Genomic DNA, 14967 nt, shown 5'->3' on the forward strand with positions numbered 1-14967 from the left:
CGGTGTAGGCGTTGAGAGGAAGCAAAGCCTGCCGTGCCTGCGATCAGCAGAAGTCGCGGCTCGGTGTGCGCAGCTTGCCCAGCAGGTGCGACATGTCAACCAGGCGCTTGGCCACCAGGTGACGCACCTCGCCCTGGCGCTGCCACACGCCATACACCCCGAGCAGCGGCGCGTTCAGCACCTCGCGCCGCTGCTGCTCCACCAGGGTCGGCCAGACGATCACGTTGACGTTCCCGGTCTCGTCCTCGATGGTCATGAAGAGCACGCCCTTGGCGGTGCCGGGCCGCTGGCGCACCGTCACCAGGCCGCAGGCGCGCGCCAGCTGGCCATCCTGGTAATCCATCAGGATCGAGGCCGGCATGAAGCGCTTGGCCAGCAGGCCTTCGCGCAGCAGGGCCAGCGGATGGCGGCCGAGCGTCAATCCCTGGGAACGGTAGTCGCCGACGATCTCGTCGGCCTCGGACGGCGCCGAGAGTAGCGGCGTTTCCTCCTGCGGCGTGGTGGGACGCAGCAGGTCGCGGTCGGGCACCGCGCCCACCGCCTGCCACAGGGCTTCGCGGCGGTGCCCTGCCAGCGAACGCAGGGCATTCGCCGCCGCCAGCACCTGGAGGTCGGCGCGATCGAGGTTGGCGCGGCGCGCGAGATCGGCCACGCTCTCGAAAGGCCGGATGGCGCGCGCATCTTCGATACGGCTTGCCGCCTCCTGCTTCAGGCCGCGCTGCAGCGAAAGCCCCAGGCGCACCGCGGGCTGGCGTGAGCGGTCGACCGGGTCCAGCTCTTCCAGGGTCGAGTCCCAGCCGCTGATGGTGACGTCGCAAGGGCGCACCTCGATGCCGTGGCGGCGCGCGTCCTGCACCAGCTGCGAAGGGCTGTAGAAGCCCATTGGCTGGCTGTTGAGCAGCGCGCACAGGAAAGCCGCCGGCTCGTGGCACTTGAGCCAGGAGCTGGCATAGGCCAGCAGGGCGAAGCTGGCCGCATGCGATTCGGGGAAGCCGTATTCGCCGAAGCCCTGGATCTGGCTGAAGATGGCCTCGGCGAATTCGAGCGTGTAGCCGCGCTCCAGCATGCCCTTCACGATGCGCTCGTAGTATTTTTCGAGCCCGCCCTTGCGCTTCCAGGCCGCCATCGCGCGGCGCAGCTGGTCAGCTTCGCCCGGCGTGAAGCCGGCGCCGAGGATGGCCACCTGCATCACCTGCTCCTGGAAGATCGGCACACCCAGGGTGCGCTCGAGCGCCACCTTCATCTCCGGACTCGGATACACGACCGGCTCGAAGCCCTGGCGCCGCTGCAGATAGGGATGGACCATGCCGCCCTGGATCGGCCCCGGGCGCACCACCGCCACTTCGATGACCAGGTCGTAGAAGCGGCGCGGCCGCATGCGCGGCAACATGCTCATCTGCGCGCGCGATTCGATCTGGAACACGCCCACGGTATCGGCCGCGCAGATCATGTCGTAGGTGGCCGTGTCGTCAGCCGGGATGTCCTGCATCTCGAACAGGTTGCCGTGGCGCTGGCCGACCAGTTCCAGGCCGCGCCGCATCATCGACAGCATGCCCAGGGCCAGCACGTCGACCTTCATCAGGCCGAGTTCCTCGAGGTCGTTCTTGTCCCACTGGATGACGCTGCGCTCCGCCATGGTCGCGTTCTCGATCGGCACCAGGCGCGAGAGCTTGCCGCGCGCGATGACGAAGCCGCCCGGGTGCTGGGACAGGTGGCGCGGGAAGTTCAGCAGCTTCTCCGCCAAAGTCGCCCACTGCTGCGCCAGGCGCGATTCCGGATCCAGGCCCGCCTCGGCCAGGCGGCCCAGCAGGTCCGCGCGGCTGTCGAACCAGTGATGGGTCTTGGCCACCTTCTCGACGATGGCCAGGTCGATGCCGAGCGCGCGGCCGCTGTCGCGCAGTGCGCTCTTGGGACGGTAGCTGATCACCACCGCGGCCAGGGCCGCGCGCTCGCGCCCGTATTTCGCATAGATGTACTGGATGACTTCCTCGCGCCGCTGGTGCTCGAAGTCGACGTCGATATCGGGCGGCTCGTTGCGCTCCCTGGAGATGAAGCGCTCGAACAGCAGGCTGGCGCGCGCCGGGTCGACCTCGGTGATGCCGAGGCAGTAGCACACCGCCGAGTTGGCGGCCGAGCCGCGTCCCTGGCAGAGGATGTGCTGGGAGCGCGCGAAGCGCACGATGTCGTAGACGGTGAGGAAGTAGTGCTCGTACTTCATCTCGGCGATGAGGGCAAGCTCGTGCTCGATCTGGGCCTGCACCTTGGCGGGAATGCCCTCGCGGAAGCGCCGGTGCGCGCCGATATACGTTTCCAGGCGCAGGTAGCTGGTCGCATCGTGCCCCGGCGGGACCACCTCGTCCGGGTATTCGTAGCGCAGTTCATCCAGCGAGAAGGTGCACAGGCGCGCAATGCGCACCGTCTCGGCCAGCGCCTCGCGCGAATAGATGTTCGCCAGGCGCAGGCGCGCGCGCAGGTGCTGCTCGGCGTTCTGCGCGAGGCCGTAGCCGCATTCGGCCACCGGCTTTCTTAGCCGCGTGGCGGTGAGCGTGTCCTGCAGGGGTTTGCGCGAGCGCACGTGCATCACCACGTGGCCGAGCGCCGTGATCGGCAGGCCGTGCTGCCAGCCCACCTCTTCCACCGTGGCGCGGTGGGCTTCGTCGAAAGCGCGGTGCAGCAGGGTCAGGCCGAGCCAGGCGCGGCCCGGGAAGGTATTCGCGACCCAGGCGGCCTGCGCGTGCAGGCGGTCCACGTCCTGGGCCTCGTGGCCCGGGTAGGCCGGCAGCAGGATCGCCAGGCAGTCGGGCATGTGCTTCAGGTGGGCGTATTCGGGCGCGGGCTCGGCCAGGTCGTCAAGCGTAAGGAAGTAGCTCCCCTTCTCGGCGCGGGTGCGGCCCAGGGTGATGAACTCGGAGAGGTTGCCGTAGCCGTTGCGGTTCTGGGCCAGCAGGATCAGGGACAGGGCCGGGCTGCCGTCGCGGTGCTCCAGATGGAAGTGCGCGCCGATCACCAGGGGCAGGCCGGCCTTCTTCGCTTCGGCATGGGCGCGCACCACGCCGGCCAGCGAGCATTCGTCGGTGAGCGCCAGCGCGAAATAATCGAGCTGCACCGCCCGCGCCACCAGTTCCTCCGCATGCGACGCCCCTTCGAGGAAGGAGAAATTCGACAGGCAGAACAGCTCCGCATAGGGAGGCAACGCCTGGGGAACTGCGGGGTTGGGCGGCTGGAGCGGATCGGTCATCGGCAAGGCTGGAACAAAGGGGCTACAATGCAATCAAAGTAGCAAGACTGTATAAAAACACAGTATAACCGACGCGTGTCGCACAACAAGGGGAAAGCCATGCAGGTCCATGCATTGAAGTGTTTCGGCGAAGGCCCGGGCGACGGCAATCCGGCCCTCGTCATCGAAGGCGACGCGTCTGGCGAAGAAGCGCGCCGCGCCTTCGCCCGCTCCCGCAATACCACCTGCGTCTTCCTCGATGGCGACGTCGTCGACTTCTACTACCCACATACGCGCAGCCCCCTGTGCCTGCACGCGACGCTGGCCGTGGCCCATGTGCTGTTCGCGCGCCGGCCCGACGCGCCCCTGCTCGCAGTGACGACGGCGATGCGTGGCCAGGGGCTGGAACTGGTGCGCGATGGCGAAGCCTTCTTCATCCGCCTGCAGGCGCAGGACGTGGCCCAGCCCACGCTCGAAGCAAGCCTGCCTGCACGCCTGCTCGCCATGCCAGGCCTGCATCTCGCGTCGACGCCGCGCGTGGCCTCGGTCGGCAGCCCTAAGCTGCTGGTCGAAGTGCCGGACGCCGCCACCTTGCACGGCCTGCGCCCCGACCTGGAAGCCATCACGGCCTGGGGCAAGGAGGCGGGCATCAACGGCATCTATGCCTGGTGCCGTCGTCCCGACGGGCGCTTCGAAGGCCGCAACTTCAACCACCTCGACCCGCTGCTCGAAGACGCGGCCACCGGTGTCGCCGCGGGCGCGCTCACGGCCCTGCTCGGACACGGCCTCGTGCTGCTGCAGGGGCGCGCGACAGGCCAGCACTGCCTGATCGCCACGCGCATCGAAGACGGCGCCATCCTGGTGGGCGGACGCGCCGAAACGGCGGCCGTCGTCACCTCCTTCGCCGGACGCTGAATCCGCAACGCCGCCCGTACTTACAGGGAAATTTGGCTGTTCTCCCCTGGCAAGCTGGTATACACTTTCGCGCACAATAAAGCGCCTATCCCGGGCGCATACCAGACCGCAGAGATGAAACCTACCTTCCTTGCCTACGCCCTCCCCGCGCTGTTCGCTCCCCTTCTGCTCGGCGCCAGCGCCACCGCGCGCGCCGACGTCGACTACCAGCTGAAAATCACCAACGCCGCCCAGCACCTGGCCGAAGTGCGCGCCACCTTCCCGGCTGCCACCGGCACCACGCTGGACGTCTCGATGCCGAACTGGCGCACCGGCCGCTACAACATGCTGAACCTGGCCAACGGCGTGCGCCTGTTCAAGGCCTTCGACGCCAAGGGCGCGGCGCTGCCGGTAGAGAAAACCGACAAGGGCACCTGGCAGGTCAAGACGAAACCGGGCGACGCGGTCACCGTGCAGTACGAGCTGTATGCGAACACCCTGGGCGAGCGTACCCGCCACATCGACGACACCCACGCCTACCTGGACGCGAGCGGCGTGTTCGTCTACGCCGCGCCCTTCCGCAAGGAGAAGGTCAACGTCAAGCTGGACGTGCCGCAGGGCTGGAAGTCGCGCTCGGGGATGGACAGCGGGGCATGCGACCACTGTTTCGTCGCCGCCGACTACGACGTGCTGATCGACGCGCCGATCGAGACCGGCCTGCACGAGTTCTACACCGATAAAGTCGATGGCCGCACCATCGAACTCGCCATCTGGGGCCGCGGCAACCACGACGGCAAGCAGATGATGACCGACCTGAAGAAGATCGTGCATGAAACCGCGAAACTCTACAACGGCAAGTACCCGTTCCAGCGCTACCTCTTCATCGTCCACGCGACCGACGGCGCCGGCGGCGCCACCGAGCACGCCAACTCCACCGTCATCCAGAAGCCGCGCTGGACCTTCGCGCCGCGCAAGCAATACCAGGGCTTCCTGCGCGTGGCCGCCCACGAGTTCTATCACACCTGGAACGTCAAGGCCTACCGTCCGAAGGAGATGGTGCCCTACGACTACCAGAACGAGAACTACAACCGCCTGCTGTGGGTCGCCGAAGGCCACACCTCCTACTTCGAAGAGCTGATCGTGCTGCGCGCCGGCCTGGTCAAGCGCGACGAGTTCTACGAGGAATACGCCAAGCTGATCGACGACTACCAGCACCAGCCTGGCCGCTTCCAGCAGAGCGCCGCCGATTCCAGCTTCGACGAGTGGATCGCGGTCGGCGGCGAGCGCGCCCGCAACGCCTCGGTCAACATCTACTCGAAGGGCCAGCTGCTGGCCCTGATGATGGACATCGAACTGCGCCGCCAGACCGGCAGCAAGAAGGGCCTGGAAGACGTGCACCGCATCCTGTTCGAGAAGCACTCGACCGCCCAGGGCGGCTACGACGTGCCGGCCGTCCTCGCCGCGCTGCGCAGCGTGAGCGGCCAGGACTGGAGCGGCTGGTGGAGCCAGTACGTGGACGGCACCGCCGAGATCCCCTTCGACACCCTGCTCGCCCAGGTCGGCCTGCGGAAGCTGATCGACGTGCCGAAGGACCAGGAACAGAAGACCGAATGGTGGGCCGGCTGGACCCTGCGTGAAGGCAGCGACCCGGCCGTCGTCACCGTCGTCGAGCGTGACAGCCCGGCGTGGAAGGCCGGCGTGGTCTCGGGCGACACCCTGCTGGCGGTGAACGGCCTGCGCGTCTCCGCCAAGGACATCGGCGACAAGATGTCGCTGTCGAAAACCGGTCCGTTCAAGGTCCACCTGTTCCGCCGCGACGAACTGGTCGAGCTGCCGATCACCCCGGTGCAGCAGCCGAAGGGCAAGGCCAAGGTCAAGACCCTGGACAAGCCGAGCGCCACCCAGCAGTCGATGAACGCCGCCTGGACCGGCGTGGCCTGGCCGAAGGAAGAAGCCAAGAAGCCGTAATCCTCTCCTGTTCCATGCGAACCGCGGCCCCGGTCCTCCCGGCGCCGCGGTTTTTGTTTGATGGACCGTATGAATTTTGACTATGTCATGACAATGTTGCGTTATTAATACATGACCACCTTGGGTATATACAAATTTGATTAATATGCAATTTTGCCCTTGGAGATATCCGTGTTCAAACTGAGACTGTTACCGCACGCCGTGCTGCTCGCCCTATATGGCAGCGCCCTCGCCTTCGCTCCCGCCGCCCAGGCACAGACCACGGACGCCCCCAGCGCGCCGACGGCCCAGAACCAGGACCAGGTCATCCCGAGCGTGAGTGTGGTCGGCTCGCGCCGTGTCGGTAATGCCTCGTCCACCGACACCGCGGTCCCGGTCGACTTCATCCCGATGACCAAGGCCACCGAACAGGGCGGCCAGTTCGACCTGGCCCAGGTCCTGAACAACGTCTCCCCTTCCTTCAACTCGACCCGCCAGACCGGCGCCGACGGCGCCGACCTGGTCGACTCGGCCGCCCTGCGCGGCCTCGGCTCGGACCAGACCCTGGTGCTGGTCAACGGCAAGCGCCGCCACACGGTCGCCCTGGTCAACCTGTTCGGCGCGCGCAACCGCGGCAACACCGGCACCGACATGAACGCGATCCCGCTGATGGCGATCCGTAACGTGCAGGTGCTGCGCGACGGCGCCGCCGCGCAATACGGCTCGGATGCGATCGCCGGCGTGATCAACATCGAACTCAAGAAGACCCTGGGCTGCGAATCGGTGCTGGGCTACGGCCAGTACACCGAAGGCGATGGCGAGAACTGGCTGGCCTCGGCCTACTGCGGTGTGGCCGTCGGCGGCGGCGTGCTGGGCATCACGGGCGAATACTATGACCGCGGCCGCTCCAACCGCGCCGACGCCGACAGCCCGCGCATCATCGGCGACACCAAGTCGCAGAACCAGACCGTCTACCTGAACGGCGAGTTCCCGGCCGGCCCCGGCAAGCTGTACTTCACCGCGGGCGCCCAGCGCCGCGACGCTTCCTCGGCCGCCTGGGCGCGCGAAGGCATCGGTTCCGAGGACATCCCCTCGCGCAACTCGGCCGCCATGTACCCGAACGGCTTCGTCCCCTTCATCAACGGCGACGTCGACGACCGCTGGGGCACCGTGGGCTACCGCTGGCAGCTGGGCGAATGGAATGCCGACCTGTCGCAGACCTACGGCTACAACCGCCTGATGTACACCATCGCGAACACGCTCAACGCCTCGATCGCCAACCTCGACCTGCTGGGCGGCGGGCCGGGACGCAGCGCAAGCAGCTTCGACGCGGGCGGCTTCTCCTTCCGCCAGGCCACCACCAACCTGGACTTCTCGCGTTTCTACAACGGCATCGCGAACGGCATGAACGTGGCCTTCGGCTTCGAGCACCGCCGCGAGAACTACAAGATCTTCGCCGGCGAAACCGGCTCCTGGATCGACGCCGACGGTGTGGGCGTGGGCGGCAATGCCGGCAGCCAGGGCTTCCCGGGCTTCCAGCCGGGCGACCAGACCGACGCCGACCGCCACTCGAGCGCCGCCTACCTCGACATCGAGACCGACCTCTCCGACCGCTTCAAGCTGCAGACCGCGCTGCGCCACGAGCGCTATTCGGACTTCGGCTCGACCACCACCGGCAAGCTGGCCGGCGCATACCGGATCAACCCGACCGTGCTGCTGCGCGGCTCGGCCAGCACGGGCTTCCGTGCCCCTTCGCTGCAGCAGGCCTACTTCTCCTCGACCTTCACCGACTTCGTCAGCGGCCAGCCGCTCGACGTGGTGCTGGCGCCGACCGGCGGCCGGGTGGCGAACGCCGCCGGCATCCCGCAGCTGAAGGACGAGCAGTCGAAGAGTTTCACGTTTGGTGTCACCTTCACCCCGACGCAATCGACCTCGATCACGGCCGACCTCTACCGCATCGACATCGACGACCGCATCGTGCTGTCGGGGCGTTTCGACGCCGACAACTACCCGGCGCTGGGCGCCACCCTGCAGCAGTTGGGCGTGGGCCAGGCGCAGTTCTTCGTGAACTCGGTCGACACCAAGACCCAGGGCCTGGACATCACCATGTCGCACCGCATGGACCTGGGCGCCGGCAAGCTGAACGCCTTCCTGGCCCTGAACTTCGGCAAGACCGAAGTCACCGGCGTGCATGCGCCCAGCAGCCTGGCCGGCTTCGAGGACGTGCTGCTGTCCGAGCGCGAGCGCCTCTTCATCGAGGAAGGCGCGCCGCGCCGCAAGGCCACGCTGGGCTTCGACCACACCATCGGCAAGCTGGAGACCGGGCTGCGCATCGTCCACTTCGGTCCGCAGACCCTGGGCACCTTCTCGGGCCCGCCGGTGCCGAACCAGCACTACAAGGCCAAGACCTCGGCCGACCTGTCCTTCACCTGGGCGTTCACCGAGAAGACCAAGTTCACGCTGGGCGGCACCAATATCTTCAACGTGAAGCCGACGGCGCAGGATCCGAACGAGACCGACAACGGTTTCAAGTACGAGAGCGTGCAGTTCGGCCTGAACGGCGCGGCCTGGTTCGCGCGCCTGTCGCACCGCTTCTGATCGTCCGCCACTCCCGCAAGGGCTCCGTTCAGGAGCCCTTTTTTCTTTGCGGCGATCGTTTCCATACACGGATGAGCTGCGTTAGGAAGGGCACCGAATTCATGGGAGGGATGCGTATAATGCCTTGCATCTCTCCCTGTCTGCCTGCGCGCGGCACCGATAGGCCGCTGATGAACACCGCTGATACGACCCGCATTTCCACCGGCATTGCCGGCCTCGACGACATCCTTGGTGGCGGACTCACGCCGCAGCGTGTCTACCTCGTGGAGGGCTCGCCCGGCGCCGGCAAGACCACGCTCGGCCTGCAATTCCTGCTCGACGGCGCGTCCCGCGGCGAGTCCGGCCTGTACATCACCCTGTCCGAGACGGCCGACGAGCTGGCGGCGGTGGCGCGCAGCCATGGCTGGTCGATCGATGTCCTGTCGGTGTTCGAGCTGGCCGGCGAGACCGCGCTCGACATCGACGCCCAGCAGTCGGTCTTCCACCCTTCCGAAGTCGAGCTGGGCGAGACCACCCGCAACGTGATGGACAAGGTCGACGAGGTGAAGCCGGTACGTGTGGTCTTCGACAGCCTGTCCGAGATGCGCCTGCTGGCGCAGAACCCGCTGCGCTACCGGCGCCAGATCCTCGCCCTCAAGCAGTTCTTCACGGCGCGCGACTGCACCGTGCTGCTGCTCGACGACAAGACCAGCCAGTCCGACCAGCACCTGCACTCGATCGCGCACGGCGTCATCAGCCTGGAGCAGATCGCCAAGGAATTCGGCAAGGAGCGCCGCCGCGTCAACATCATCAAGATGCGCGGCATCCGCTTCCGCGGCGGCTACCACGACTACATCCTGAATACCGGCGGCATCACGATGTTTCCGCGCCTGGTGGCGTCCGAGCACCTGCGCGACTTCGTGCCGGCGGTGCGCGCCACCGGCGCCGAAGGGATCGACGCCCTGCTCGGCGGCGGCCTGGTACGCGGCACCAATACCCTGATCGTCGGCCCCTCCGGGATCGGCAAGACCACGGTGTCGACGCGCTGCCTCCTGACGGCCCTGGAGCGCGGAGAGAAAGCCGCCTTCTACCTCTTCGACGAGGGCCTCGGCACCTTCTTCGCGCGCTGCCTGGCACTCGGCATGGACCTGCGGCCCTACGCGGACAGCGGCCAGTTCACGATCCACCACATCGACCCGGCCGAGCTGGCGCCGGGCGAGTTCGCCCAGATGCTGCGCGATGCCGTCGAGCTGCACCGCACCGAATTCATCGTCATCGACAGCCTGAACGCCTACCTGCAGGCGATGCCGGGCGAGCAGTACCTGGTCCTGCAGATGCACGAACTGCTGTCCTACCTGAACCAGCAGGGCGTCACGACGCTGCTGGTGCTGGGACAGCACGGCATGGTGGGCGAGGTGAAGTCCGATGTCGACCTGAGCTACCTGAGCGACAGCACGCTCCTGATGCGCTTCTTCGAATCGAACGGCCGCCTGCGCCGCGCCATCACGGTCATCAAGAGCCGCGCGGCCGCGCATTCGCTCACCATCCACGAGCTGCAGCTGGGCCGTGACGGCATCCGCATCGGCGAGGCGCTGGAAGGTTTCGACGGCGTGCTCAGCGGCCTTCCCAGCTACCGCGGTTCCACGCCCATGATGGCGATCGTGCCGGATGCAGACAGCTAGCCCGCACGACGAGCGCATCCTGCTCCTCGCGCCGCGCGGACGCGACGCGGAAGTCATGTGCTCGGTCCTGGCGCAGGACGGCGCCGCCTGCGCGGTGGTGCCCGATTTCACCGGCCTGGCCGCCGCCATCGCCGAAGGTGCGGGCACCGCCATCGTCGCCGAGGAGGCGCTGCATGGTGTCGACGCCGCGCCCCTGCATGCCTGGCTGGCGCGCCAGGCCCCCTGGTCCGATTTCCCCTTCGTGATCCTGCTGGCCCGGCAGATCGGCCTGCCGGCCGACGGCGCGCGCGCCCGCCTCGACCAGCTGGGCAACATCATCCTGCTGGAGCGTCCGCTCAATGCCCAGACCCTGCGCAGCGCCGCCAGCTCCGCGCTGCGGGCACGCCGCCGGCAGTACCAGGCGCGCGACCTGCTGGCCGAACGCGAAGCCGGCGCCGCCAGCCTGCGCCAGAGCCGGCAGGACCTGCTCAGCCTCAACGAAACCCTCGAGTCACGCATCGAGGAACGCACCCGCGCGCTGGCCCAGGCCAACGACCGCCTGATGAACGAGGTCATCGAGCGCGAGCGGGTGCAGCAGGCCATGGTCCAGTTGCAGAAGATGGAGGCGATCGGCCGCCTCACCGGCGGCATTGCCCACGATTTCAACAATCTTCTCAACGTGGTCCAGGGCAGCATGGACCTGATCCTGCTGCTGTCCAAGGACGAGGTGGCGCGCCAGCGCGCCGAGATCGCGCGACGCGCCTGCCAGCGCGGCGGCAAGCTCACCGGCCAGCTGCTGGCCTTCGCGCGCAACCAGAACCTCGACCTGCGCCAGGCCTGGCTGCCGGCCCTGTTCGACGGCGTGCGCGAACTGGTCGCGACCTCGGTGGGTTCGGCGATCCGCCTGCGTTTCGATATCGAGGCGGACTGTCCGAGCGTGCTGGCCGACGCCAACCAGATGGAGATGGCCCTGCTCAACCTGGCCATCAATGCGCGCGATGCCATGGACGGCGGCGGAGACCTGGCCTTCCACGCGGGCCCGGCCGCGCCGCCTCCCGGCCTGCTGCCGCCGGGCGACTACGTGCGCATCGCCGTCACCGACAGCGGCCCCGGGATGACGCCGGAGCTGGTCGCCAAGGTCTTCGAACCCTTCTTCACCACCAAGGAGGTCGGCAAGGGCACCGGCCTTGGCCTGAGCCAGGTATACGGCATGGCGCGCCAGTCGGGCGGCGCCGCGCGCATCCTGAGCGAACCGGGCTTCGGCACCACCGTCGAGATCTGGCTGCGCGCCTGGGGCGGCGGCCAGGCGGACATGCATGCCGAGGATGCGCCCGCCGCCCTGTTCCATGCGCGCGGCGGCGCCAGCATCCTGGTCGTCGAAGACGACGCGATCGTGCGCGAGTCGATGGTGTCCTCGCTCGAAGCCTTCGGGCATACCGTGGCCCAGGCCTCGGACGGCGAGTCCGGCCTGCGCGCGCTGGCCGAGGCGCGGCCCGACCTGCTCATCACCGACTACCTGATGCCTGGCATCACCGGCGCGGAACTCATGCGGCAGGCGCGCGCGATCTACCCCGGCATGCCGATGATCATCGCCACCGGCTATGCGGACATGCACGCGATCGACCAGGTGCTCGGCAGCGACATCCTGCTGCGCAAGCCTTTCCAGCTGGCCGAACTGGCGGCCAGTGTCGAGCGGGCGCTCGACCGCGGCCACTGACGGTGGCGGACGCCACTGAAATCGACTTCGTGCCACACTCGTCGCAAAGCAGTCGCATGCAACGAGGAGTCAATCATGAGCAATGAACAGAAGGCCCAGGACCAGCAGGTGCAACAGGGCCAGCAGCAGGATCAGGCACAGGGCCAGCAACAGGGCAATGAAGCGAAGGCGCCGGACGTGGACGGCCTGAAGAACAAGAAACCGGAAGAGCTGACGCCGGACGAGCTGCGGCTGATGGCGGACACCATGCCGGGCGAAGGACCGGGCGACTGATGTTCCTGTTCTTCTCGAACAAGCTGGGCTGCCTGGGCTCGATCCTGGTGTCGGCCGTGCTGACCCTGCTGGTGCTGCTGGTGCTCGGCGTCTTCTAGGGCGCTTCAGGGAGTTGGCGCGCGCACCGGCTGGCCGGCCTTCATGACGAAGACCACGCGGTTCAGGGCCGCCAGCTCCACCATCGGATCGCCCTGCACCGCGATGATGTCGGCGTGGGCGCCCGTCTCGATCACGCCCAGCCCCGGCACGCCGAGCAGGCGCGCGCTGTTGATGGTGGCGGCCTGCAGGATGTCGCGCGGCGCCAGCCCCGCCTCAACCCAGGCCAGCAAGGCGTGCCGGGCGGCGTCGCCGCGTCGCGGCTGAGCGCTTGCGTCGGAACCCGCGGCGAGCGTGACCCCGGCGGCCCGGGCCCGTCGAAGGCGCTCGCCGAAGGGCTGGAGCGGAACCATGGGCACCGACTCCTGGCGCATCCTGTGCAGCGTCTCGCCTGAGGCGGCCTCGCCATGCTCGATGGCGTCGACGCCGGCTTCGAGCGCACGCGCGATCGCCGCGTCGCTCGTGGCATAGGCCGTGACCTTCAGTTTTGCCGCATGGGCCTCGCCCACCGCCGCCTGCATTTCCTCGAGCGACAGCATGGTGTCATCCACGCCGTCGGCGTCGATGCGGATCAGGTCGACGCCCTGCCCGGCATGTTCGCGCACCGCGGCGCGCGCGTCGTCCGCCCCGCGCACGATGCGTTCGTCGCCGCCCGCGGCGCCAGGCGCCAGCGCGGGGCCGGAAACGAACAGCCGCGGACCGGGCACGCTGCCCTCCTCGATCGCCCGCTTGAGCGCCACGTCGGCATAACGCCCTGCCTTGCCGAGATTGCGCACGCTCGTGTAGCCGGCCTCGAGATAGCTGCGCGCATGCCCCGCGCCGCGCAGGGCGCGCAGCGATTCGCCCGCCGCGGCCGGGGGTGCGGAATCGTCCACCAGCAGGTGGGCGTGGGATTCGATCAGTCCCGGCAACACCGTGTAGGCGCGCAGGTCGATGCGTCGCGTACCCGGAGGAACGGCGATCGCCGAGCCGATCTCGGCGATCCTGCCGTCCTGCACCAGGATCAGGCGCGGACCCAGCATGCGACCGCCTTCGCTGTCGAAGACACGGCCCGCGTAGATGAGCGTCGGCTGCGCCGCTTGCGCGGGCCCTGCCTGCAGCGCCCCCATGAGCGCGGCCAGCGGCAGCAGCGCCTTACAGCGCGCGCGCATGGACCAGCACCTCGTCGACCCGGCCTTCGGCCACGGCCTGCGCCGGCGACTTGCCGCCCAGCGCCGCCAGCGGCGCTTCCATCCAGCTGCTCGCCGCCTCGTCGCTCTTCAAGGCGCCGCGCGCCGCGTGCATGACGGTGTAGTAGGCCTGCGCCTTCTTCGACTGCTGGCCGAACCTGGCCTGCAGCGCGGCGAAAGCGTCGGGCGTGACGCGGTCTTCGTCGGCCATGGCGCGCGCTCCTTACTTGGTGACCGTCAGGAGCGAACGCTTGCCGCCCTTGAAGGTATACAGGGTGATGGTGCCGTCCTTGATGTCGCCGCGCGCATCAAAAGCGATCGGGCCGGTCACGCCCTTGTACTGGATCTTGGCCAGCACCGGCAGGTATTTCGCCGGCTGGTAAGAACCGGCCTTGACCATCGCCTCGGCCATCGTCATCACGGCGTCGTAGGCGTAGGGCGCGTTGATCTGCACGTCGATGCCGAAGCGCTTCCTGTAGTCGGCGCGGAATTTATCCAGCGCGGCGCGCGCTTCGCCCTGCACCCCGCCCGCTTCCGCGCACACGACCTGGTTATCAAGCATGGTGCCGCCGGAGAGCTTGTGGATCTCGTCCGAGCAGATGCCGTCGCCGCCGATCATGCGCACGTTCATGCCGAGCTGCTTCATCTGGCGCAGCATCGGGCCGGCGGTGGCGCTCATGCCGCCGAAGAAGACCAGGTCCGGCTTGGATGCGCGGATGCGCGTGATGATGGCGGAAAAATCGGTCGCCTTGTCGTGGGTGAACTCCTTGGCCACCACGGTTCCGCCCTGCTTCTGCAGGCTGCGCGAGAACTCGAGCGCCAGGCCCTGGCCATAGGCGGTGCGGTCGTCCACCACGGCGACGCGGCGCGCCTTCATCTCGCCCACGGCGTGGCGGCCCAGCGCCTGGCCGAGCTGGATGTCGTTGGCCACCACGCGGAAGGTGGTGTTGAAGCCCTGCTGGGTGTATTTCGGACCGGTGGTCGAGGGCGAGATCTGCGGGATGCCGGCCGTGTGGTAAATCTTGGAGGCCGGGATCGTGGTGCCCGAGGTCTCGTGGCCCACCATGCCGTGGATCTTCGCGTCGGCCAGCTTCTGCGCCACGGAGGTCGCCTGCTTCGGGTCGCCGCCGTCGTCTTCCGCCATCAGCTGGAAGCTCACCTTCTTGCCGCCGATCGTCACGCCCTTCGCATTGAGCGCCTCGATCGCCATGCGGGCGCCGTTCTCGGTGTCCTTGCCGAAGTAGGCCACCGGGCCCGTCACGGCGGCCGCATGGCCGATCTTCACCACTTCCTGGGCCGAGGCCGCGCCGGCCAGGGACATGGCGGCCAAACCTGCGGCCAACGCGACTGCTTGCTTCTTCATCGATTCCTCGTCAATTCTGTAAATCCGGGCTCGCGCCAAACGGCCCATTTTAC

At 67.9% G+C, this 14967-nt stretch carries 10 protein-coding genes; 6 read left to right on the plus strand and 4 right to left on the minus strand.

Features of this window, described 5'->3' with window-relative positions:
* Nucleotides 1-43: 43 nt before the first annotated feature.
* Nucleotides 44-3238 (minus strand): error-prone DNA polymerase, encoded by a 3195-nt coding sequence (locus NX780_RS01085; protein WP_258826021.1) that lies wholly within the window; start codon nt 3236-3238, stop codon nt 44-46.
* Between the two features lie 99 nt (nt 3239-3337).
* On the opposite strand from NX780_RS01085, the gene NX780_RS01090 reads away from it, so the two are divergent.
* From NX780_RS01090 to NX780_RS01115, 6 genes are all read left to right on the plus strand, one after another.
* Complete coding sequence (locus tag NX780_RS01090) at nt 3338-4132, plus strand: PhzF family phenazine biosynthesis protein (protein ID WP_258826022.1); 795 nt, start codon at nt 3338-3340, stop codon at nt 4130-4132.
* A 114-nt stretch (nt 4133-4246) separates the two neighbouring features.
* The gene (locus NX780_RS01095) at nt 4247-6079 is read left to right on the plus strand and encodes a M61 family metallopeptidase (RefSeq protein WP_258826023.1); all 1833 of its coding nucleotides are present in this window, start codon (nt 4247-4249) and stop codon (nt 6077-6079) included.
* Between the two features lie 171 nt (nt 6080-6250).
* Entirely contained in the window at nt 6251-8656 is a 2406-nt protein-coding gene (locus NX780_RS01100; protein ID WP_258826024.1) for a TonB-dependent receptor plug domain-containing protein, read from the plus strand.
* Between the two features lie 170 nt (nt 8657-8826).
* On the plus strand, nt 8827-10317 hold the full coding sequence (locus NX780_RS01105) for an ATPase domain-containing protein (protein ID WP_258826025.1): 1491 nt from the start codon (nt 8827-8829) through the stop codon (nt 10315-10317).
* A complete protein-coding gene (locus NX780_RS01110) occupies nt 10304-12013 on the plus strand; it encodes a response regulator (RefSeq protein WP_258826026.1) in 1710 nt (569 codons plus the stop codon). The genes NX780_RS01105 and NX780_RS01110 overlap by 14 nt, the downstream gene beginning before the upstream one ends.
* A gap of 75 nt (nt 12014-12088) precedes the next feature.
* Nucleotides 12089-12286 carry a hypothetical protein gene (locus NX780_RS01115; RefSeq protein ID WP_258826027.1) on the plus strand — a complete coding sequence of 66 codons (198 nt, stop codon included), beginning with the start codon at nt 12089-12091 and terminating at the stop codon, nt 12284-12286.
* 104 nt (nt 12287-12390) lie between these two features.
* Here the strand turns inward: NX780_RS01115 and NX780_RS01120 are convergent, their stop codons facing one another.
* The 3 genes from NX780_RS01120 to NX780_RS01130 are packed head-to-tail and all read right to left on the minus strand — an operon-like array spanning nt 12391 to nt 14914.
* Entirely contained in the window at nt 12391-13533 is a 1143-nt protein-coding gene (locus NX780_RS01120; protein WP_258826028.1) for an amidohydrolase family protein, read from the minus strand.
* Entirely contained in the window at nt 13517-13762 is a 246-nt protein-coding gene (locus NX780_RS01125; RefSeq protein ID WP_258826029.1) for an antitoxin Xre/MbcA/ParS toxin-binding domain-containing protein, read from the minus strand. The genes NX780_RS01120 and NX780_RS01125 overlap by 17 nt, the downstream gene beginning before the upstream one ends.
* Nucleotides 13763-13774: 12 nt before the next feature.
* Complete coding sequence (locus tag NX780_RS01130; RefSeq protein WP_258826030.1) at nt 13775-14914, minus strand: branched-chain amino acid ABC transporter substrate-binding protein; 1140 nt, start codon at nt 14912-14914, stop codon at nt 13775-13777.
* Nucleotides 14915-14967: the final 53 nt, after the last annotated feature.

The sequence above is a fragment of the Massilia agri genome (genome assembly GCF_024753255.1).
In the GTDB taxonomy this organism is placed as follows: domain Bacteria; phylum Pseudomonadota; class Gammaproteobacteria; order Burkholderiales; family Burkholderiaceae_D; genus Telluria; species Telluria agri.